The 20,559-nt window shown below is 65.5% G+C and carries 20 protein-coding genes; 13 read left to right on the forward strand and 7 right to left on the reverse strand.

The window, feature by feature from the left end; all coding sequences use genetic code 11:
• Positions 1-13: 13 nt before the first annotated feature.
• A complete protein-coding gene (grpE, locus tag ACVIJ6_RS10640) occupies positions 14-634 on the reverse strand; it encodes a nucleotide exchange factor GrpE (RefSeq protein WP_456772674.1) in 621 nt (206 codons plus the stop codon).
• 132 nt (positions 635-766) lie between these two features.
• Positions 767-1,855, reverse strand: coding sequence for a heat-inducible transcriptional repressor HrcA (hrcA, locus tag ACVIJ6_RS10645; RefSeq protein WP_456772675.1), 1,089 nt, complete (start codon positions 1,853-1,855; stop codon positions 767-769).
• A 190-nt stretch (positions 1,856-2,045) separates the two neighbouring features.
• On the opposite strand from hrcA, the gene rph reads away from it, so the two are divergent.
• Genes rph through hemW form a run of 3 tightly spaced genes read left to right on the forward strand, consistent with a single transcriptional unit; the run spans position 2,046 to position 4,544 of the window.
• Entirely contained in the window at positions 2,046-2,759 is a 714-nt protein-coding gene (gene rph / locus ACVIJ6_RS10650) for a ribonuclease PH (RefSeq protein ID WP_011942703.1), read from the forward strand.
• The gene (gene rdgB, locus ACVIJ6_RS10655) at positions 2,756-3,400 is read left to right on the forward strand and encodes an RdgB/HAM1 family non-canonical purine NTP pyrophosphatase (RefSeq protein ID WP_456772676.1); all 645 of its coding nucleotides are present in this window, start codon (positions 2,756-2,758) and stop codon (positions 3,398-3,400) included. The genes rph and rdgB overlap by 4 nt, the downstream gene beginning before the upstream one ends.
• Entirely contained in the window at positions 3,387-4,544 is a 1,158-nt protein-coding gene (gene hemW, locus ACVIJ6_RS10660; RefSeq protein WP_456772677.1) for a radical SAM family heme chaperone HemW, read from the forward strand. The genes rdgB and hemW overlap by 14 nt, the downstream gene beginning before the upstream one ends.
• Positions 4,545-4,572: 28 nt before the next feature.
• Here the strand turns inward: hemW and ACVIJ6_RS10665 are convergent, their stop codons facing one another.
• Entirely contained in the window at positions 4,573-5,820 is a 1,248-nt protein-coding gene (locus ACVIJ6_RS10665; RefSeq protein WP_456772678.1) for a penicillin-binding protein activator, read from the reverse strand.
• Between the two features lie 313 nt (positions 5,821-6,133).
• Between ACVIJ6_RS10665 and rsmI the strand changes: the two genes are divergently transcribed.
• The 4 genes from rsmI to ACVIJ6_RS10685 all read left to right on the forward strand — a co-directional run bounded on the left by rsmI (position 6,134) and on the right by ACVIJ6_RS10685 (position 9,485).
• Positions 6,134-7,105 (forward strand): 16S rRNA (cytidine(1402)-2'-O)-methyltransferase, encoded by a 972-nt coding sequence (gene rsmI, locus ACVIJ6_RS10670; RefSeq protein ID WP_456772679.1) that lies wholly within the window; start codon positions 6,134-6,136, stop codon positions 7,103-7,105.
• Entirely contained in the window at positions 7,092-7,502 is a 411-nt protein-coding gene (locus tag ACVIJ6_RS10675) for a YraN family protein (RefSeq protein WP_456772680.1), read from the forward strand. The genes rsmI and ACVIJ6_RS10675 overlap by 14 nt, the downstream gene beginning before the upstream one ends.
• A 33-nt stretch (positions 7,503-7,535) precedes the next feature.
• A complete protein-coding gene (gene gshB / locus ACVIJ6_RS10680; RefSeq protein ID WP_456772681.1) occupies positions 7,536-8,477 on the forward strand; it encodes a glutathione synthase in 942 nt (313 codons plus the stop codon).
• Between the two features lie 192 nt (positions 8,478-8,669).
• A complete protein-coding gene (locus ACVIJ6_RS10685; protein ID WP_456772682.1) occupies positions 8,670-9,485 on the forward strand; it encodes an exodeoxyribonuclease III in 816 nt (271 codons plus the stop codon).
• 103 nt (positions 9,486-9,588) lie between these two features.
• Here the strand turns inward: ACVIJ6_RS10685 and ACVIJ6_RS10690 are convergent, their stop codons facing one another.
• A complete protein-coding gene (locus tag ACVIJ6_RS10690) occupies positions 9,589-10,032 on the reverse strand; it encodes a cyclic nucleotide-binding domain-containing protein (protein ID WP_041750244.1) in 444 nt (147 codons plus the stop codon).
• A 65-nt stretch (positions 10,033-10,097) separates the two neighbouring features.
• Positions 10,098-10,784 carry a response regulator transcription factor gene (locus ACVIJ6_RS10695; RefSeq protein WP_006612692.1) on the reverse strand — a complete coding sequence of 229 codons (687 nt, stop codon included), beginning with the start codon at positions 10,782-10,784 and terminating at the stop codon, positions 10,098-10,100.
• Positions 10,785-11,071: 287 nt separating this feature from the next.
• On the opposite strand from ACVIJ6_RS10695, the gene ACVIJ6_RS10700 reads away from it, so the two are divergent.
• Both ACVIJ6_RS10700 and ACVIJ6_RS10705 read left to right on the forward strand, forming a co-directional pair.
• Positions 11,072-11,593: a L,D-transpeptidase family protein gene (locus ACVIJ6_RS10700; protein ID WP_456772683.1), complete on the forward strand. Its 522-nt coding sequence runs from the start codon at positions 11,072-11,074 to the stop codon at positions 11,591-11,593.
• 22 nt (positions 11,594-11,615) lie between these two features.
• The gene (locus ACVIJ6_RS10705) at positions 11,616-12,401 is read left to right on the forward strand and encodes a 2-keto-4-pentenoate hydratase (protein ID WP_456772684.1); all 786 of its coding nucleotides are present in this window, start codon (positions 11,616-11,618) and stop codon (positions 12,399-12,401) included.
• A gap of 46 nt (positions 12,402-12,447) precedes the next feature.
• Here ACVIJ6_RS10705 and ACVIJ6_RS10710 read toward each other — a convergent pair whose 3' ends face one another.
• The gene (locus ACVIJ6_RS10710) at positions 12,448-13,134 is read right to left on the reverse strand and encodes a YggS family pyridoxal phosphate-dependent enzyme (RefSeq protein ID WP_456772685.1); all 687 of its coding nucleotides are present in this window, start codon (positions 13,132-13,134) and stop codon (positions 12,448-12,450) included.
• A 109-nt stretch (positions 13,135-13,243) separates the two neighbouring features.
• Between ACVIJ6_RS10710 and ACVIJ6_RS10715 the strand changes: the two genes are divergently transcribed.
• Entirely contained in the window at positions 13,244-14,941 is a 1,698-nt protein-coding gene (locus tag ACVIJ6_RS10715) for a sensor domain-containing diguanylate cyclase (RefSeq protein ID WP_456772686.1), read from the forward strand.
• Positions 14,942-14,952: 11 nt separating this feature from the next.
• On the opposite strand, the gene ACVIJ6_RS10720 is transcribed toward ACVIJ6_RS10715, so the two are convergent.
• Positions 14,953-15,939 carry a GGDEF domain-containing protein gene (locus ACVIJ6_RS10720; RefSeq protein WP_456776960.1) on the reverse strand — a complete coding sequence of 329 codons (987 nt, stop codon included), beginning with the start codon at positions 15,937-15,939 and terminating at the stop codon, positions 14,953-14,955.
• A 323-nt stretch (positions 15,940-16,262) separates the two neighbouring features.
• Between ACVIJ6_RS10720 and leuS the strand changes: the two genes are divergently transcribed.
• The 3 genes from leuS to holA are packed head-to-tail and all read left to right on the forward strand — an operon-like array spanning position 16,263 to position 20,472.
• Positions 16,263-18,887 carry a leucine--tRNA ligase gene (gene leuS / locus ACVIJ6_RS10725; RefSeq protein ID WP_456772687.1) on the forward strand — a complete coding sequence of 875 codons (2,625 nt, stop codon included), beginning with the start codon at positions 16,263-16,265 and terminating at the stop codon, positions 18,885-18,887.
• Entirely contained in the window at positions 18,874-19,425 is a 552-nt protein-coding gene (gene lptE / locus ACVIJ6_RS10730; protein ID WP_011942688.1) for an LPS assembly lipoprotein LptE, read from the forward strand. The genes leuS and lptE overlap by 14 nt, the downstream gene beginning before the upstream one ends.
• Positions 19,426-19,443: 18 nt before the next feature.
• Positions 19,444-20,472: a DNA polymerase III subunit delta gene (holA, locus tag ACVIJ6_RS10735; protein ID WP_456772688.1), complete on the forward strand. Its 1,029-nt coding sequence runs from the start codon at positions 19,444-19,446 to the stop codon at positions 20,470-20,472.
• Positions 20,473-20,559: the final 87 nt, after the last annotated feature.

Here is a 20,559-nt window from a genome sequence, read left to right on the forward strand (position 1 = left end):
TTGGGCGCCGCCGTCAGGCCGCGTTGTTGGGCTGATCGCTGTTCGCAGCGGGCGCCGGCTTCGCGCCGCCCTTGGACACGCCGACCAGCGCCGGACGCAGCACGCGCTCGCCGATCATGAACCCGGCCTGTACGACCTGCACCACCGTGCCCGACGGCACCGAGGCATCGGGGACCTCGTACATCGCCTGCTGGAAGTTCGGGTCGAACTTCTGTCCGGTCGGATCGAATTTCTTGACGCCGTTCTTCTCCAGCGTGTTGAGCAGCGAGCGCTCGGTCAGCTCGACGCCTTCGATCAGCGCCTTGAGGCCGGGATCGGCATTGGCCCGCGTCTCGGCCGGCACGGCATCGAGCGCACGCTGCAGATTGTCGGCGATATCGAGCACGTCGCGCGCGAAGCCGGTGATGCCGTAGATGCGGGCATCGGCAACCTCACGGGCCGTGCGCTTGCGCAGATTCTCCATCTCCGCCAGCGTGCGCAACATCTTGTCGCGCGCGTCGGCGGCTTCCTTTGCCAGTGCCTCTGCTGAGCCGGTCTCGGGGTCGTCGGGCATGATATAGGGTTTGGAGACGACGGGTTCGCTGGCCTGCGCCGGGTTTTCCGGATCGTTTTTATGCAGGTCGGGATCGGTCATGGACAGACTTCTCGCAAGTTCGGCTGAACGGGTTTTCTGGATGTCGGGCGGGATATCGTGCTTTAGTCAGCGAAAATCAAGCGCGGGCTCGCGGCTCCGCGCGATCGCAGGGTTAACCGGACCGATCGCGCATCAGCCACCGAGCAGCCGGCTGACCAGGCGCGCCGCATAATCGACCGTCGGTATCACGCGGGCATAGTTCAGCCGGGTCGGACCGATCACGCCGAGCACGCCGACAATGCGGCCGGTGGCGTCGGAATAAGGCGACACGATCGTCGATGAGCCCGACAGCGAAAACAGCTTGTTCTCCGAGCCGATGAAGATGCGGACGCCGTCGGCATTCTCGGCGCGCCCCAAGAGGTCGACGACGCCGCGCTTGGTCTCGAGATCGTCGAACAGCCGCCTGACCCGTTCGAGATCTTCGAGCGCGTGCAGATCCTCGAGCAGATTGGCGTGGCCGCGCACGATCAGCTGGCGATCTTCGCTGTTGCCGCCCGACCAGCTCGCGACACCGGCCGCAATCACCTTCTGGGTCAGCTGATCGAGCTCGGCGCGATCTTGCGCCAGCGCGGTCTCCAGCTCGAGCCGCGCTTCCGCCAGGGTGCGTCCCCTGATCCGGGCATTGAGGAAGTTTGAGGCCTCGGTGAGCGCCGAGGATGGCACGCCGGGTGGCAGCGCCAGCACACGATTTTCGACTTGGCCGTCCTCGCCGACCAGCACCACCAGCGCCCGCTCCGGCTCCAGCCGCACGAACTCGATATGCTTGAGCCGGGTGTTGGATTTCGCCGTCAGAACCACGGCAGCGGCACGGGTCAGGCCGGAAAGCCGCGTCAGCGCCTCGTCGAGGGCAGCTTCCACCGACTGCGCCCGTCCGACGGACGCGAGCTGACTCTGGATCGATTGCCGCTCCGCCTCGGTCATGTCACCGACCTGCATCAGGGCGTCGACGAAGAAGCGGAGCCCCGCCTCGGTCGGCAAACGGCCGGCGGAGGTATGCGGCGCATAGATCAGGCCGAGCTGTTCCAGATCGGCCATGACGTTGCGCACCGACGCAGGCGACAGCGGAACCGCGATCAGACGCGAGATATTGCGCGAGCCGACCGGCTCGCCGGTCGCCAGATAGCTTTCGACGATCTGGCGAAAAATCTCGCGCGAGCGCTCATTGAGCTGCGCGAGCCCCGCCGGCGGTGTCATCAGGTTGATCGGATCGTGGTGGGCCACCAGAGACTCTCCTCCCCAGTTGCCTATAATGTGTCCATGCGGCGGCTCGGTGGCAAGCTGGTCTTGAGCAGGGGCCTCCTTTGCGCAGGGGCCCCCTGGCGCGATCCACCCTGATAAGCCCTTGCCGCTGCCGGCCCCGGCTCCTACAAGGCCGTTTAACACCCGTCTTTGCCCTGCCACGGAGAGAATCATGCGGCCGAGCCGCCGTGCACCGGATGAATTGCGACCCGTGAGCCTGGAGCGGGGCGTCGTCAAATACGCCGAGGGCTCCTGCCTGGTGAAGTTCGGCGACACTCATGTGCTGGTCACCGCCACACTGGAGGATCGGCTGCCGCCATGGCTCAAGGGCCAGGGCCGCGGCTGGATCACGGCCGAATATGGCATGCTGCCGCGCGCCACCCTGGAACGGACCCGGCGGGAGGCCTCCGCTGGCAAGCAGACCGGCCGCACGGTCGAGATCCAGCGCCTGATCGGCCGCTCGCTGCGCACAGCGATCGACCTGGAGGCGCTCGGCGAGCGCCAAATCACGGTCGATTGCGACGTGCTGCAGGCCGATGGCGGCACCCGCACGGCGTCGATCACCGGGGCCTGGGTCGCGCTCGCCGACTGCATCAAATGGATGAAGACCCGCAACATGCTGAAGACCGAGGTCTTGCGCGCCAATGTCGCCGCGATCTCCTGCGGCATCTACAACGGCACGCCAGTGCTCGACCTTGACTATGCCGAGGATTCCGAGGCCGAGACCGACGCCAATTTCGTCATGACCGGCGATGGCCGCATCATCGAGGTGCAGGGCACGGCGGAGAAGACCCCATTCACCGAGGCCGAGTTCCTGGCGCTGATGGCGCTGGCGCGCAAGGGCGTGGCCCGGCTGGTCGATCTGCAGAAGATGGCAGTCGCGTGAGCAGCAGCCATCGCAAGCTCAGCGGTCGCATCGTTATCGCGACCCACAATCCCGGCAAGCTGGCCGAGATGCGCGAGCTGCTGGCCCCCCATGGCGTCGAGGCCGTATCAGCCGGCGAACTCGGTCTCGGCGAGCCGGACGAGACCGGCGAGACATTCCAGGCAAATGCACGCATCAAGGCCGTGGCCGCCGCGGAGGCCGCGCAGCTGCCGGCCTTTGCCGATGATTCCGGCATCGTCGTCCATGCACTGGACGGCGCGCCGGGCATCTACTCGGCCCGCTGGGCCGGGCCGGACAAGGATTTCACGGCCGCGATGACCCGGATCGAGCGTCTGCTCCAGGAGCGCGGTGCGACCGGACCGGACAAACGCGGCGCGCATTTCGTCTCGGCGCTGTGCGTGGCCTGGCCGGACGGGCATATCGAGGAGGTCGAGGCGCGCGTCGACGGCACCTTGGTGTGGCCGCCGCGCGGCTCCGCCGGCTTCGGCTACGACCCGATGTTTCTGCCCGAGGGACATGATCGCACCTTCGGCGAGATGACGAGCGTCGAGAAGCACGGCCTGCCGCCGCTCGGCCTCGGCCTGTCGCATCGGGCCCGTGCTTTCGTGAAGCTTGCGGAGATCTGCCTTGACCAGCGCTGACAGCGAAGCGTTCGGCGTCTATGTGCACTGGCCGTTCTGCCTGTCGAAATGTCCGTATTGCGACTTCAACAGCCACGTCCGCCACACAGCCATCGACCAGGACCGCTTCGCCCGCGCCTTCGCCAGGGAAATCGAGACCACCGCCGCGCGCACCGGCGCGCGCACCGTCTCCTCGATCTTTCTCGGCGGCGGCACGCCGTCGCTGATGCAGCCGCAGACCGTCGGCGCCATTCTCGATGCCATCGGCCGGCACTGGCATGTTGCAGGCGATGTCGAGGTGACGCTGGAGGCCAATCCGACCAGCGTCGAGGCGACCCGGTTCGCTGGCTATCGCACCGCCGGCGTCAACCGCGTGTCACTCGGCGTCCAGGCCATGGACGACGCCTCGCTGAAAATGCTGGGCCGCCTGCACACCGCCGAGGAAGCCATGAAAGCGGTGGCCATCGCGCGGCAGGCCTTCGCGCGCTATTCGTTCGACCTGATCTATGCCCGGCCTGACCAGACGCCGGCGATGTGGACCGAGGAATTGACCCGCGCCATCGGCGAGGCGGCCGAGCATCTGTCGCTGTATCAGCTGACGATCGAGGAGGGCACGCCGTTCTTCGGCCTGCACGCCGCCGGCAAGCTGAAGACACCGGACGAGGGTCTGGCGCGCACGCTGTACGATGTGACGCAGGAGGTCTGTGCGCGTCACGGCCTGCCGGCCTATGAGATCTCCAATCATGCACGGCCGGGCGCGGAGTGCCGGCACAATCTCGTCTATTGGCGCGGCCAGGAATATGCCGGCATCGGTCCCGGCGCCCATGGCCGGCTCGACATCGACGGCATCAGGCACGCCATCGCGACCGACAAGCGGCCGGAAGCCTGGCTGATGCGGGTCGAATCCAACGGTCATGGCGTGATGACCGACGATGAGCTCAACCGCGAGGAGCGCGCCGACGAATTCCTGCTGATGGGGCTGCGGCTCGCCGAGGGCATCGACCCCCAGCGCTATGCCGCGATCTCGGGACGGCAGCTTGATCCGCGCCGCATCGCGCTGCTGCGCGAGGAGGGCGCGATCATCGTCGATGGAGACGGTCGCCTGCGGGTGACGCAGGACGGCTTTCCGGTGCTCGACGCCGTCGTGGCCGATCTCGCCGCCTGACGCTGCGCGCTTTTGTGTGGCGTTGAAGCTATGTGGCGTTAAAGCTCTTGGGCGCACCGGCGACAGCCTGCCCGCCCCCTGAGCCGACTCGCATCACCGCGAGCCCGCGCTCATTGGTGCCGTCGCTGCGGAAACGAAACAAGCCGTCGATGCCGGCAAAGCCGGACGCGTTGGTCAGCACGTCCGGCGCGAAACGCTGCGCGCCTTGCGTCCGCGCCAGCGCCGCCACCAGGGCGACCGCATCATAAGCCAGCGTCGCCGTGCGCACGGGATCGCCGCCGAACCGTGTGCGGTAGCGGCCGGCAAACGCGCGGAAACCTGCGGGATCGGGCGCCGCGTAAAGGCCACCCTGGAGGCTGGCGCTGTTGTAGACCCGCGGATTGTCCCACAGCCCGGTGCCGAGCAGCTGGATGTTGCGCAGATTGGCGCCCGCCGCCGTCAGCGCATCCGCCGTCGCAACCACCGAATCGCCGTCATCGGCGAGCAACAGCGCGTCGGCCCCGCCGAGCGACTGCGCCACGGTGCGCGCCGCCGTGTTGCGATCGCCGCTATATTTCTCGAAGGCCACGATCCGGCCGCCGCGCCGGCTGACCGCCGTCTTGAACGCGCCTTCGACCACCGTGCCATAGGCGTTGTCGGGCAGCAGCGCCGCGAAGGAGCGCTTACCGACACTCGCCGAATAATCGACGATCCGGATCGCATCGGACTCCGGCAGGAAGCTCAGCAAATACACGCCGCGGCCGGCGACGCTCGAATCGGTGGAAAAGGCGATCACCGAGATGTTGCGCGTACGTGCGACCTGGGCGGTCGACGGCACCGAGCCGGCGAACAGCGGCCCGAGAATGATCTCGGCGCCCTCATCGCAGGCCTGTTGCGCGCCTTGTTGCGCACCTTGCGGACTGCCGGCGTCATCCTTGATCAACAGCTGGATATTGGGGTTCTGGAACTCGGCGAGCGCCATCTCGGCGGCGTTCTTCATCGACTGCGCCGCAATGCCCGCATTGCCCGAAGCCGACAAGGGCAGCAGCAGCCCGACCTTGACCTGGCCGTTGCCGGCTACCGCCGGTTGCAGCGGTGGCCCGGAGGGGCCGGTCGGTTGCTCGAACGGGTTAGGGATGCTCATGCCCTGCTGCACGCCAGAGCAGGCCGACAACAGCGGCGCGCCAAGGATCAGCCCCAGCGCCGTACGCCGGGCGACACCATGCGCGCCCGGGCCGTGAGACTTGAGGCCGAAAGACCTGGGACCGTGAGACTTGGGATGACGCGGGCCCACCATGGCATCTCTTCGTTCGGCCGAGACGGCCAGAAGTTCCTTTATCGCACGCCCCTCGGGTCGCACTGATTCATTCATATTGTCGATGAATAGTTAAGCAAAACAAAAGGCTGTCAGGGCCACAGAGCCGATCAATTCGACGTTTTGCACGGCATATCCCCCGCTCGCACGCTGCCGCTTCCTTGACCGTTCCGAACTTGCCGTTCCGAACTTGAAGCTCCGATGAACGGGACACCCCCGTCTGGATCGGAAGGTCGATCGGCCGGACGCCCGTTCCGCGGTGGCTTTCCCCGGCCGGGCCATTTAAATTACCCCGATGGGCGCGCACACAACCTCGAACATGTCGCCGAACCCCGGCAATTCTTCCACCATATCTGCCACCACGCAGGGCTATGTGGTGGCCGGACACCGCGTGACAGCCCCGAAGGCGCGACCGGGACTTTATCTCGTGGCGACGCCGATCGGCAATCTCGCCGACATCACGCTCCGGGCGCTGGAGACGCTGGCCGGTGTCGAGGTCATCTTGTGCGAGGACACGCGGATTACGCGGCGGCTGACCGAACGCTACGGCCTGTCGTCGGAACTCGCCGCCTATCACGAGCACAATGCCGAAGCCGTCCGGCCGAGGATCCTGCAGCGCCTGGCCGAGGGCGCCGCCATCGCGCTCGTGTCCGATGCCGGCACGCCGTTGATTTCGGATCCCGGCTACAAGCTGGTGCGCGAAGCTTGTGGGGCCGGTCATGCCGTGACCGCATTGCCCGGCCCCTCGGCGGTGCTGGCCGCCTTGAGCGTGGCGGCACTGCCGACCGACCGCTTCTTTTTCGAAGGCTTCCTGCCGGCCAAGCAGCAGGCGCGACGCGCGCGGCTGGCCGAGTTGGCGCGTGTCGAGGCGACGTTGGTGATGTTCGAGTCCGGCAACCGGGTGCAGGAGTGTCTGGCGGATCTCGCTGACGGCCTGCCCGGACGCCAGGCGGCGATTTGCCGCGAATTGACAAAGCTCCACGAGGAGGTCCTGCGGGGCGCGATCAGCGAGCTGGCGGCGCAGGCCAATGAGCTGGAAACCCGCGGCGAGTTCGTGCTGGTAATCGGACCGCCGCCACGCGATGCCGAGGTGCTGACGACGGATCAGCTCGACGCGCTGCTCGCGGATCTGCTGCAACGGTCGAGCGTCAAGGACGCTGTCATGCACGCCGTCGAACTCTCAGGCCGTCCGCGGCGCGAGGTCTATGCGCGCGCCCTCGATCTCGCCAAGGCCAAGCGGGCGGGAGAGGCCGATGGCGAAGGCTGAGCACACCAGCACGGCCAAGCCTTCCAAGCCAGCCGCGCCTGAACGCGTCGCCGCGTTTCGTACCGGGCTTTCGGCGGAAGCGCGCGCCGCCGCGCTGCTGATCGCCAAGGGCTATCGCATCCTCGCCAAGCGCTTCCGCACGCCGCATGGCGAAATCGATATCATCGCGCGCAAGCGCGACCTCGTCGCCTTCGTGGAGGTCAAGGCCCGTGCCTCGCTCGACGATGCCGCCTATGCGGTGACGCCGCGTCAGCAGCAGCGCATCATCGATGCCGCGCTGGCCTGGCTGATGACGCATCCCGAACATGCCGAATTCGAGCTGCGGTTCGACGCGATTCTCGTTGCGCCGCGCAGCCTGCCGCGCCATCTGATAGCGGCATTCGACGCCAGCACCTGACATGACCTCACTGCAGCGAGCAGGGACCTGCCCATGAAACTGAATGTCGCCGTCCAGATGGATCCGATCGCGCGCATCAATATCCGCGGCGATTCGACCTTCGCGCTGCTGCTGGAAGCGCAGCGGCGCGGCCATGGCCTGTCCTACTACACGCCCGACAAGCTCTCGCTGCGCGGCGAGGAGCTGTACGCGCCGGTGCAGGCCTTGGCCGTGCGCGATGAAATCGGCGATCATTTCACGCTGGGCGAGCCGAAGCCGACTGCCTTGGCCTCCTTCGACGTCGTGCTGTTGCGGCAGGATCCGCCGTTCGATCTCGCCTACATCACGTCGACGCATTTCCTGGAGCGGATCCATCCGAAGACGCTGGTGGTCAACGATCCCGCGAGCGTGCGCAACGCGCCGGAAAAGCTGTTCGTCATGAACTTCCCGCAGCTGATGCCGCCGACGCTGATCTCGCGCGATCTCGACGAGATCAACGCCTTCCGCGCTCAGCACGGTGCCGTGGTGATGAAGCCGCTGCACGGCCATGGCGGCGCGGCCGTGTTCCGGGTGATGCCGCAGGACATGAATTTCGGCTCACTGTTCGACATGTTCTCGGTGACCTTCAAGGAGCCCTGGGTGATCCAGCGCTTCCTTCCCGAGGTGAAGCATGGCGACAAGCGCATCATCCTGGTCGACGGCGAGTTCGCCGGCGCCGTCAACCGCGTCCCGGCGGCCGACGATCTGCGCTCCAACATGGTGCGCGGCGGCGCCGCGCAGGCCACCGAGCTCAGCCCGCGCGAACGCGAGATCTGCGATACTCTGGGACCGGAATTGCGCGCCCGCGGCCTGTTGCTGGTCGGCATCGACGTGATCGACGGCAATCTCACCGAGATCAACGTGACCTCGCCGACCGGCATTCGCGCGATCTCGCGCCTGGGCGGGCCCGACATCGCCGCCCGCATGTGGGACGTGATCGAGGCCCGGCGACGCTGAGCAGGACGCTAGCGGAGAGCGAGCAAACGCCACGTTCGGCCGACCTGCTTTTCACATCCACAGAGAGCTTCCTCCCCTGGGGCCTCGCTGCGATCGCCACGACATAGCTGGGGATAAGGCAGGCCAACGCGCCGCCCGCAGCCAGCTCCAGCGCGCTGACACCGGCGCAATCCGTGGTATGACGCGGGCCTCATGCGGCTCGTCCTGACCACCTGGAACATCAATTCGGTGCGCCTGCGCATCGATCTCGTCGCCAAGCTCATCAAGCAGGTCAGGCCCGATGTGCTGTGCCTGCAGGAGACCAAGTGCATCGACGATGCCTTCCCGCTGAAGCGCTTCAAGCGGCTCGGCTATGAGCACATCGCGCTGAACGGCCAGAAGGGCTATCACGGCGTCGCCGTGATCTCGAAATGGCCGTTCGAGACCACCCATGTCCGAACGTTCTGCGACAAGGTGGATTCGCGTCACATCACGGTGGCGTTCGGCGAGAAGGCGCAGCTGGCCCGGCCACTGGTGCTGCATAATTTCTACGTGCCCGCCGGCGGCGACATTCCCGATCCCGCGCTCAATGAGAAATTCGAGCACAAGCTGCAATTCCTCGACGAGATGAAAGCGTGCGAGCCGTTGCATCCGCGCGGCGACGACCGCCACATCCTGGTCGGCGACCTCAATGTCGCGCCTCACGAGCACGATGTCTGGTCGCATAAGCAGCTTCTGAAGGTGGTGTCGCACACACCGATCGAATGCGAGAAGCTGCTGGCCGCGCAGAGCCACGGCGAATGGGTCGACGTTGCCCGCGAGCGGATTCCGATGTCGGAGAAGGTCTACACTTGGTGGAGCTACCGCGCCGCCGACTGGACTGTCGGGAATCGCGGCCGGCGGCTCGACCACATCTGGGTGTCGCGCGCGCTCAAGGACAATGTCACCGATTTCAGCATCCTGCGCGATGCCCGCAGCTGGGAGCGTCCGTCGGACCATGTCCCCGTGACAGTGACGCTCGACGTCTAGGCATGATCCAGAAAAGTGGGAACCGGTTTCCCGAAAAGATCATGCTTAAACAGAGGGGAAAGTTCATGATGCGTTTCCGTGGAAAAGCCTCATGATCTAGAGGTCACGACATCAGCTTGGCGCCGGCCTTCAGGATATCGCCGGCCAGCCGTGTCGCACGATTGGCGAACTCCTCGCGCAGCCGCCGTGCCGCGACAGCATCGCTTTCCAACACGCGCTGGAACAGGCTGCGCGAAAGCCGAACCACCGACGCATATTCCAGGGCCGTCGCGGTCGCAGGGCGCCGCATCTCCACCAGCAGCGCCAGCTCGCCGATCAGCATGCCCGGCGTGGCGACGACCTCGGCTCCCACCTGGTCACTGACGCGCAGCGAGCCGCGCTGCACCACATAGCCGCAATCAGCCGTGTCGCCCTCGCGGAACAGCGCCTCGCCGCTCTGGATGTTGCGCGGCTCGGACCCGATCGCAAGCATGCGCAGTGATTCGCGTCCCAACAGCCGCAGCGTCGGGACGCGCTCCAACAGCGCAATATCATCTTCGATCGACATCGAGAGCCCGGGGAAGGCAGAATTAATCCAATATCATAGACGGCGGACCGCCATCCCCGAACGTATCACGGCACCAGCTTGTAGCCACCGGCCTCCGTGACCAGAATCTCTGGATTGGCGGCATCTTTCTCGATCTTCTGCCGCAAACGGTAAATATGCGTTTCCAGCGTGTGGGTGGTGACGCCGGAATTGTAGCCCCACACCTCCTGGAGCAGCGTCTCGCGCGACACCGGCTGCTGGCCGGCGCGGTAGAGGAACCGCAGGATGGCCGTTTCCTTTTCCGTGAGCCTGACCTTGCGGGCGTTCGCGCCGGTCAGCATCTTCGAGCCGGGGCGGAAGCTGTACGGACCGACCGAAAACACCGCATCCTCGCTGGCCTCGTGCTGGCGCAGCTGTGCGCGAATGCGCGCCAGCAGCACGGCGAAGCGGAACGGCTTGGCGACATAGTCATTGGCGCCGGATTCCAGCCCCAGGATCGTATCCGAATCGGTGTCGTGCCCGGTCAGCATGATGATCGGGGCCTTGAAACCGCCCTTGCGCAGACTGCGCACCACCTCGCGACCGTCGGTGTCGGGCAGGCCGACATCCATCAGGACCAGATCGGGGGAATTGGCCTTTGCCGCGCTGGCGCCCTTGGCGCCGGTATCGACCGCCTGAGCCTCGAACTCGTCATGCAGCGACAGCTGCTCCATCAGTGTGTCGCGCAGATCGGTATCGTCATCAACGATCAGGATCTTGCGGGCATTGGCCATTGGTAAAAATCCTCTTGCTGGCGCCGGCGGGATCGAATGATGGGCGCCTTCGACGGTGGGCAAAACAGGCTCATCAGCCCTGTTTCGTCTTGAAGTAGGGGGCTGTTACCGATTCACAAGCGCCCGACACTGTACTCCAGATTTGGGAAGGGAATGAGGTGAATGTCCTGTGTGCCCCCCGCGCGGGACCATTTGCCGACATTAAGGCAATTGACGGGCAATGCATGGCAATGAAAAGGCACGTTGTTTCATATCATTATGCAAAGGATGCAAAGGGATCGGCTGGCATGCCAACTACCACGATCCGAATCCGGGCCGCCGCCGGGAATCCGCAGCGCGGCTGGCTGGTCATGACCGGACCGATCATCCCCGTTGCCTTGGGCCGCGGTGGCATCCTGGCCAACAAGCGCGAGGGCGACGGCGGCACCCCTCGCGGCAGTTTCCGGCCACGCCGGCTGTGGTGGCGGGCCGACCGCCACCGACGGCCGCAGACCCGGCTTCCCGTCCGGCCGATCGGCCCCGAGGACGCCTGGTGCGAGGATCCGGCCGATCGCCGCTACAACAGGCCGTTCCGGCTGCACGGCGATCAGCCGGGGGACCGGCTGGCGCGCAGCGATCATCTCTATGACTTCATCATCGAGATCGACCACAACACGCGGCCCCGGATCGCCGGACGCGGCAGCGCTGTGTTCCTGCATTTGGCGCGGCCGAATTTCGGCCCCACGGCCGGCTGCGTGGCCATGACCCAGTCGGCAATGCTGCGGCTGTTGCAAAGCATCGGCCCGCGCACCAGGATCATCATCGAATGACAAGATTCTGAGGGAGGACACCATGCTCACGCCGAGCCAGGCCGTATCGGCTTCGCGGATCCTGCGTGAGCATTGGCGCGAGGGCAGCAAGTTCGCGGCATTGCCGCCAGATCTGCAGCCACGCAACCGTGCCGAGGGCTACGCCATCCAGGCAGAGATCGAGTCACAATCCAGCACGCCCTTGTTCGGCTGGAAGATCGCGGCGACCAGCGAAGCCGGGCAGCGCCACATCAACGTGGCCGGACCGCTGGCGGGCCGGATTCTCGCCGAGACCGTGCTGCCCGATGGCGGCACGGCACCGATGGCCGGCAATGCGATGCGGGTCGCGGAGCCGGAATTCGCCTTTCGCATGGCCAGCGACCTGGCGCCGCGGACCACGCCCTACGACGTCGGCGAGGTGCTCGCCGCCGTGGCCACGCTGCATCCGGCTATCGAGATCCCTGATTCGCGGTTCGCCGATTTCGTCACGGCCGGCGAGGCGCAGCTGATCGCCGACAATGCCTGCGCACATCTGTTTGTGCTGGGCGCTCCGACGGCCGCAGATTGGCGCAGCCGCGATCTGGTCGAGGAACGTCCCCGGATCACGCTGAGCGGCCGGGACTTCATCGGCCACGGCCGCAACGTGCTCGGCGATCCCCGCGTGGCGCTGGCGTGGCTGGTCAACGAGCTCGGCGCGCTGGGACTGACGTTGCGGGCAGGGCAGGTGGTCACGACCGGCACCTGCCATCCGCCGTTGCCGATCGGCAGTGGCGATACGATGGCCGTCGATTTTGGGGACCTCGGGCGGGTATCGGTGCGCTTCGCGTGACGACGTCCGTCGTTGGGAGTCGCGGCCTCAGCCGGAGCGTGGGCCGTCAGCGGTGCCCGAAGATCGCCGAGCCGACACGCACATGCGTAGCGCCGAACTGAATGGCCGTGGCGAAATCGGCGCTCATGCCCATCGACAGATTCGCAAGGCCGTTGCGCGCCGCGATCTTGGCTGTCAGCGCGAAATGCGGACCCGGCGCCTCGTCGACCGGCGGGATGCACATCAGGCCGGAAATCTCCAACCCATAATCCTTGCGGCAGGCCGCAACGAACGCGTCGGCTTCGCCCGGCGCGATGCCCGCCTTCTGCGGCTCCTCGCCGGTGTTGATCTGAACGAACAGTTGCGGATGCCTGTTCTGCGCGGCAATTTCCTTGGCGAGCGCGGCGCACAAGCTCGGACGATCCACCGAATGAATGGCGTCGAACAGCGCCACCGCCTCCTTGGCCTTGTTGGACTGCAACGGTCCGATCAAGTGCAGCGACAGCCCCGGATGCGCCGCCATCAGGGCCGGCCATTTTCCTTTGGCTTCCTGCACCCGGTTCTCGCCGAACACGCGCTGGCCGGCCGCAATGACCGGCTCGATCGCATCCGCCGCAAAGGTCTTCGACACGGCGATCAGCGTGACTGACGCTCGCTCACGTTTGGCGTCGCGGCACGCCCGCAGGATCTCCTGCTCGACCGCGGCGAAAGCGGATGTTGAAGACGAGTTGTAGCTGGTCGGGGCATCTGGCACGAGGGTGTCCGTCGGTAGATTTACGGGTTTGGCTGCAATTTTACGGAGTTCGAGAAAGGCTTCTTGAACCCTTCTCCCTACCTTGCGCGATCGGGGGCAGGGGGAAAAAATGCCAAGCATCCGCTTCAATCGCAATAGAGTGAAGCTGAACCGGCTGTTGGGGATTCGGGCACGGCTGGCGCTGCTGGCCGTGATCCTGGTTGCGCCGTTGATGCTGGAGCGCGCACGGTCGCTCGAAACCGCCCGCACGCGGCAGATTGGGCTCGCCTCCGAAGAGTTCCTCAATATCGCCCGACAAAGCGCCGACATGCAGCGCGAGGTCATCATGTCGGTCGAAACGGTGCTGAAATCCACCGCCTATGTCCGCGCGTCAGCGTCCGGCGTCAGCCGCAGCTGCGATATGCTGCGCGCCAGCCTGCCGACAACGCTGCCCTGGATCCGCACCCTGATGATCGCCGGACGGGACGGACGCATCCAATGCTCCACCAATAATCAATATGTCGGTCTCGACTTCAGCGAGCGGCCCTATTTCCGCGGGGCGCAGGAGACCCGCGACTTCGTGTTCAGCGACTATCTGCTGTCGAAACCGACGCACATGCCGATCGTCATGGCCGCCTATCCGGTCGCGGCGATCACCGGTGAGCCCGACGCCGTCATGCTGGCGAGTGTCAATCTGGAATGGATGTCCAAGATCATGAGCAATCTTGGCGGCCGTCCGGGAATCACGGCGGTGCTGATCGACAGCGAGGGAACCGTGCTGGCCGCACCGACGGATCGCACCGAGCTGATCGGACGGCCGCTCGACAGCGTGCCCCTGCTGTCGGCGGTGGCCGAGACCGCGATGAGTTCCGACAAGCCTTCAGACACCGTCTCGTTCACGGCCGCCGACGGATCAAAACGCGCGATCAATTTCACGCGCATCGCCGACACCGGCTCGCGCCTGATCGTCAGCATCGATGAAACCCGCGTCACCGCCGCGATCGACCGGGACATCCGCAACGCTTATCTGCAGGCCGGGCTGGTTTGCCTGATCGTGCTGCTCGGTGCACTGATCGCCGCCGAGAAGCTGATCATCAAGCCCGTCAACATTCTCGCGGCGACCGCGAAGCGCTTCGGCCTCGGCCAATGGTCGGCGCGTGTCGCCACCAAGAACCTGCCCTCGGAATTCGTGCCGCTGGCGAAGTCGTTCAATGCGATGGCCGCCAAACTCGGCCAGCGCGAGCGCGAGCTCATCGCCGCCAATGACCGGCTCACCGTGATGGCCTCGATCGACATGCTGTCCGGACTGGCCAACCGGCGCGGCTTCCAGAACCACATCGACGTCGAATGGGAGCGCGCCTCGCAAACCGGCGCCGAACTCTCGCTGCTGATGATCGATGTCGATCACTTCAAGCTCTACAACGACACCTATGGCCATCCGGAGGGCGATGCCTGCCTGTCTCGGCTTGGCGAGACCTTGGCGCAGATCGCGCAAGCCACCGATGCCTTTGCCGGACGCTATGGCGGCGAGGAGTTCTGCCTCTTGATTCCTGGCATCGATGCGCAGCAGGCTTTCGAGATCGGCGAGCAGATCCGCTATGCGGTGCTCGAGCTGAATCTGCCGCATGCGACTTCGGCGTATCGCTGCGTCACCGTCAGCGTGGGCGTGGCCTCTGCCCGGCCCAACGAAGCGCTCGCGACGACCGACCTGATCGAAGCCGCCGACGCCGCGCTCTATGCCGCAAAGCACCACGGTCGCAACACTGTCATTGCGCACGGCTTGGTGGACTCCGCGAGCGAAACAACTGGCGTGGCGCGCGCGGGATGAGCGCGATATGGTCAGCCGACCGCCAGCTTGCGGTCAAGCTCGAGCTCGGTAATGACGCGGTTGCGGCCGAGCTTCTTGGCCAGGTAGAGGGCGCGGTCGCAGCGGTCGATCAGATCGGCCATCGATTCGCCGAACTGAAACTGCCCCACTCCGATCGACACGGTGATCTGGGGCAGGACCTCGCCGGTTGAACGCCGGGTGAACTGACAATCCGCGATCGTGCGCCGGATCCGTTCCGCAATGGCATGACAGCCTTCGAGATCGGTCTGCGGCAGCACTGCGATCAGCTCCTCGCCACCATAGCGTGCTGGCAGATCCTGGTCGCGCACCCGCTCGCGGAGCGCCTTGGCCACCAGGCGCAGCACCTGATCACCGACACCATGACCGTAATTGTCGTTGAACTTCTTGAAGTGATCGACGTCGATCAGCAGGATGCTGAGCGGCTCGTCCCTCTCCATCGACTCGATCTGGGCGTGGCGGAAGAATTCCTCGAGCGCGCGTCGATTTGGCAGACCGGTCAGCGTATCGGTGCGCGCGCGCTGTTCCGATTTGTTGAGCGAGTCTCTGATCGTGTCGAGCTCGCGCGACTTCTCGGCGAAGCTCGCTTCGAGCTTGGCCGCCCGCGCGGTGGCCTGGGCGAGTTCGCTGACGAGATTCTCGATCAGGATCTTCGGATCGACACCCTGCTCGCTGCGCTCGGCGACACCGTCGATCGCCGCCATATGCGTGCGGTTGTCGGCGATGGCGGCGGTCAGATAGCTCTTGGCGGAATCCATCACACCATGCAGCTGTTGCGAGACCTTATGGACGACAGCCGCTTCGGTTCCCTGCTGGCCGACATAGGTGTCGAACAGCGCCTGGTTCGTCGTCTTGTCGAACTTCCGCTTGTTGCTGACAAGAATGTCGACGGCACGCTTCAGGTCCGACGCCGATCCCAGCGAGTACTTGAACCACAAATGGAAGTTGTTAGGCGTGGGGGGCACGCGCTGCTGAGCCATGGAACGCATGGCCTTGTCCGCGACCGTCGTCGCGTACTCGAAGTCAAGCTCGTCGAACGTAGCGCCGGACACGATGCGGAGTGTTCCAAGATGCTGGCTGGGGATCTTGATTATGCACTCAGTCTCCCATTCAAGTCTTAACCGTGCCTCAATCGAACCTTCGACACCCCGGACAGAGCCGCCAAAAAACTCGCAATTACCGTCGCTTAGTTGATGCTCGAAATGGTATCATCATCTCCCGCCCCATTGACCCGCGTGCTGCTTTTGTGGCCTAGTCCGCCGTCTTGAAACGACGCGAATCCTCGAAAATTACAAGCGATTCCATGACATCCGAACGCTACAACGCCCGTGAAGCCGAGCCGCGCTGGCAGCGCCAGTGGGACGAGAAGGCGATCTTCGCCACCAAGAACGACGATCCGCGTCCGAAATACTACGTACTCGAGATGTTTCCCTATCCATCGGGACGCATCCATATCGGCCATGTCCGTAATTATACGCTGGGCGACGTGCTGGCGCGCTTCATGCGCGCCAAGGGTTTCAACGTGCTGCACCCGATGGGCTGGGACGCGTTCGGCCTGCCGGCGGAGAATGCCGCGATCGAGCGCAAGGTCGCGCCAAAAGCATGGACCTACGACAACATCGCGGCGATGAAGAAGCAGCTGCGCTCGATCGGCCTGTCGCTCGACTGGGCCCGCGAGTTCGCCACCTGCGACCCGTCCTACTACAAGCACCAGCAAAAGATGTTCCTCGACTTCATGCAGGCGGGGCTGGTGGAGCGCGAGCAGCGCAAGGTGAATTGGGATCCGGTCGACATGACCGTGCTCGCCAACGAGCAGGTCATCGACGGCCGCGGCTGGCGCTCCGGTGCGGTGGTCGAACAGCGTGAGATGAACCAGTGGGTGTTCAAGATCACGAAGTACTCGCAGGAGCTGCTGGACGCGCTGGACGGCCTGGACCGCTGGCCCGACAAGGTGCGGCTGATGCAGCGCAACTGGATCGGCCGCTCCGAGGGCCTGTTGATCCGCTTCGCTCTGGAGCCGAAGACGACACCGGCGGGCGAGACCGAGCTGAAGATCTTCACGACGCGGCCGGACACGCTGTTCGGCGCCAAATTCATGGCGATCTCGGCCGACCACCCGCTGGCACAGGCAGCCGCGGCCAAGAAGCCGGAACTCGCCGCGTTCATCGCCGAGATCAAGCGCATCGGCACTGCCCAGGAGGCGATCGACACGGCGGAGAAGCAGGGCTTCGACACCGGCATCCGCGCGGTGCATCCGTTCGACCCGAGCTGGACCCTGCCGGTCTATGTCGCCAATTTCGTACTGATGGAATACGGCACCGGCGCCATCTTCGGCTGTCCGGCGCATGACCAGCGCGACCTCGACTTCGTCAACAAATACGGCCTGGGCAACACGCCGGTGGTCTGCCCGGAGGGACAGGACCCGGCGTCGTTCGTCATCACCGACACCGCTTTCGACGGCGACGGGCGCTTGATCAATTCGCGCTTCCTGGATGGCATGACCATCGCGCGGGCCAAGGACGAGGTTGCCAAGCGGCTCGAGGCCGAGCAGCGCGGCGGCGCCGCGGTCGGCGAGCGCCAGGTCAATTTCCGCCTGCGCGACTGGGGCATCTCACGGCAGCGTTATTGGGGCTGCCCGATTCCGGTGATCCATTGCCCGACATGCGATGTCGTGCCGGTGCCGGCCGAGGACCTGCCCGTGGTGCTGCCGGATGACGTCACCTTCGACAAGCCGGGCAACGCGCTCGACCATCATCCGAGTTGGAAGCACGTCACCTGCCCGAAATGCGGCGGAAAGGCGACCCGCGAAACCGACACCATGGACACCTTCGTCGATTCGTCCTGGTACTTCGCGCGCTTCACCGATCCGTGGAACGAGACGACGCCGACGACGCCCGCCGTGGCCAACCGGATGATGCCGGTCGACCAGTATATCGGCGGCGTCGAGCACGCGATCCTGCATCTGCTCTACAGCCGGTTCTTCACCCGGGCCATGAAAGCCACCGGCCACGTCGCGATGGACGAGCCGTTCGCCGGCATGTTCACACAGGGCATGGTGGTCCACGAGACCTATCAGAAGGCCGACGGCACCTACGTCAACCCGGCCGACGTCAAGATCGAGGTCGGCGGCAATGGCCGCCGCGCGGTGCTGACCGCGACCGGCGAGGACATCACGATCGGCCCGATCGAGAAGATGTCGAAGTCGAAGAAGAACACCGTCGACCCCGACGATATCATCGAGAGCTACGGCGCCGACGTCGCCCGCTGGTTCATGCTGTCGGACTCACCGCCGGATCGCGACGTGATCTGGAGCGACGAACGGGTCCAGGGCGCAGCGCGCTTCGTTCAGCGTCTCTGGCGGCTGGTCAACGAATCGGTCGCGGCGAGCCAGGAGGCCCCCTCCTCCCGCCCGACCACGTTCGGCCCGGACGCGCTGGCGCTGCGCAAGGCCGCGCATGGCGCGCTCGACAAGGTGACCGGCGGCATCGAGCGGCTGCATTTCAACGTCTGCCTGGCGCATATCCGCGAATTCGCCAATGCGCTGGCCGACGTTCTGGCGCGGCCGGCCAAGCCGGCGCCCGACCTGGCCTGGGCGATCCGCGAGTCGGCCAGCATCCTGGTGCAGCTGTTCTCGCCGATGATGCCGCATCTGGCCGAGGAGTGCTGGCAGGTGCTGGGCCACAGCGGGCTGATCTCGGAGGCCTCCTGGCCGCAAATCGAACGAGATTTGCTGGTTGAGGACAGCGTGACCATGGTCGTGCAGGTCAACGGCAAGAAACGCGGAGAAGTCACAGTCGCCAGCAACGCGCAGAATCCGGAAATTGAGTCTGCCGTTTTGGCCCTTGATGCAGTAAAATTGGCACTGGATGGCAAGCCCGTCCGCAAGGTGATCATTGTTCCCAAGAGGATCGTGAATGTCGTCGGCTAGGTTTCGGATCGCTGCGCGCCTGGTCGCCGTGGCCGCTTTGGCTGGCCTGACGGCCGGCTGCTTCCAGCCGATGTATGCGGAACATGCCGACGGCACCCCCGGCCTGCGCGACAAGCTGGCCGGCATCGAGCTGCCGCCGGTCGACAAGCCGAACGCGTCACCGGAGGCGCGCATCGGCGTCGGCATCCGCAATGCACTCGCGTTCAAGCTTTACGGCACCGCAACCGGCACGGCCCCGACCCACAAACTGGTGCTGAAATTCCAGACCAGCCGGTCGTCGCTGATCGTGTCGCAGACGACGGGTCTGCCCACCACCGAGAATGTCGGCATCGACGCCCAGTACAATCTGGTCGAGCTCGCCACCAACAAGTCGGTCATGACCGGGACCACCTTCGCCCGCACCTCCTACGACATTCCCGGATCCTATCAGCGCTTCTCGCGGCAGCGCGCGTTCCGCGATGCCGAGGACCGCGCCGCCGAGCAGATCGCCGAAAACATCAAGACCAGGCTCGCGGCCTATTTCACCGCGGGCACCTGAGACACGGCTGACACCGCCGTGGTTGCGCTGCGCGGAAAAGACATCGACGCCTTCCTGGGCAGACCCGACCCCGCGCGGCCGCTGATTCTGCTGTACGGCCCGGATACCGGGCTCGTCCGCGAGCGCGCCGATGCGCTGATGGCGTCAGCCGTCGATAATCCGGATGATCCGTTTTCCGTCGTGAAGCTCGATGGCGACGAACTCGCCGCCGAGCCGTCAAGGCTCGTCGACGAGGCCATGACGGTGCCGCTGTTCGGCGGCCGCCGCGCCATCCGGGTGCGCGCGGGATCGCGCAATTTTGCGGCCGGGGTCGAGACGCTCAGCCAGATGACCGTGCGCGACTGCCGCGTCGTGATCGAGGCCGGCGATATCAGGCCCGATTCACCGCTGCGCAAGATCTGCGAAAAGGCGACGACTGCGGCGGCGATCGGCTGCTATCCGGACACCGAGCGCGATCTGGCCCGGCTGATCGACGAGGAGCTCCGCGTTGCCGCCTTGCGCATCGCGCCCGACGCCAGGGCCTCGTTGATGGCGCTGCTCGGCGGCGACCGTCAGACCTCGCGCAACGAGTTGCGCAAGCTGACCTTGTTCGCCCATGGCGAGGGCGAGGTGACGCTCGATCATGTCATGGCTGTCGTCGCCGATGCCTCGGAGATGAAGCTCGATCCGATCGTCGACGGCGCGTTCGGCGGCAAGCCGGATGTCGTCGAAACCGAGTTCGGCAAGGCGATGATCGCCGGCACCTATCCCGGTGTGATCATCTCGGCGGCGCAACGGCACGCCGCATGGCTGCACAAATCGGCGCTCGCCGTCGCCTCGGGCACGCCGGTATCGAGCATCCTGGAGGGTGGATTTCCCCGCTTGCATTTCTCACGCAAGCCGAGCGCGGAGACGGCGCTGCGCAACTTCTCCCCTGCCCGCCTGCTGCCGATCATCGACCAGCTCGCCACCGCCGCGCTCGACATGCGCAAGCAGCCGGGACTAGCCGCAGCCATCGCGCAGCGGACATTGTTGTCCATCGCGGTGAACGCGCGGCGGAAGGGGTAATGCGCGGCGGGGCGAACACTCAGTCCGAGGTGCGCCGAAACTATCAGCCCGAGTAGGCAGGCGCCCATGCTCCAGGCTCCGGCGTCA

This window comes from Bradyrhizobium sp. USDA 4369, assembly GCF_054056435.1.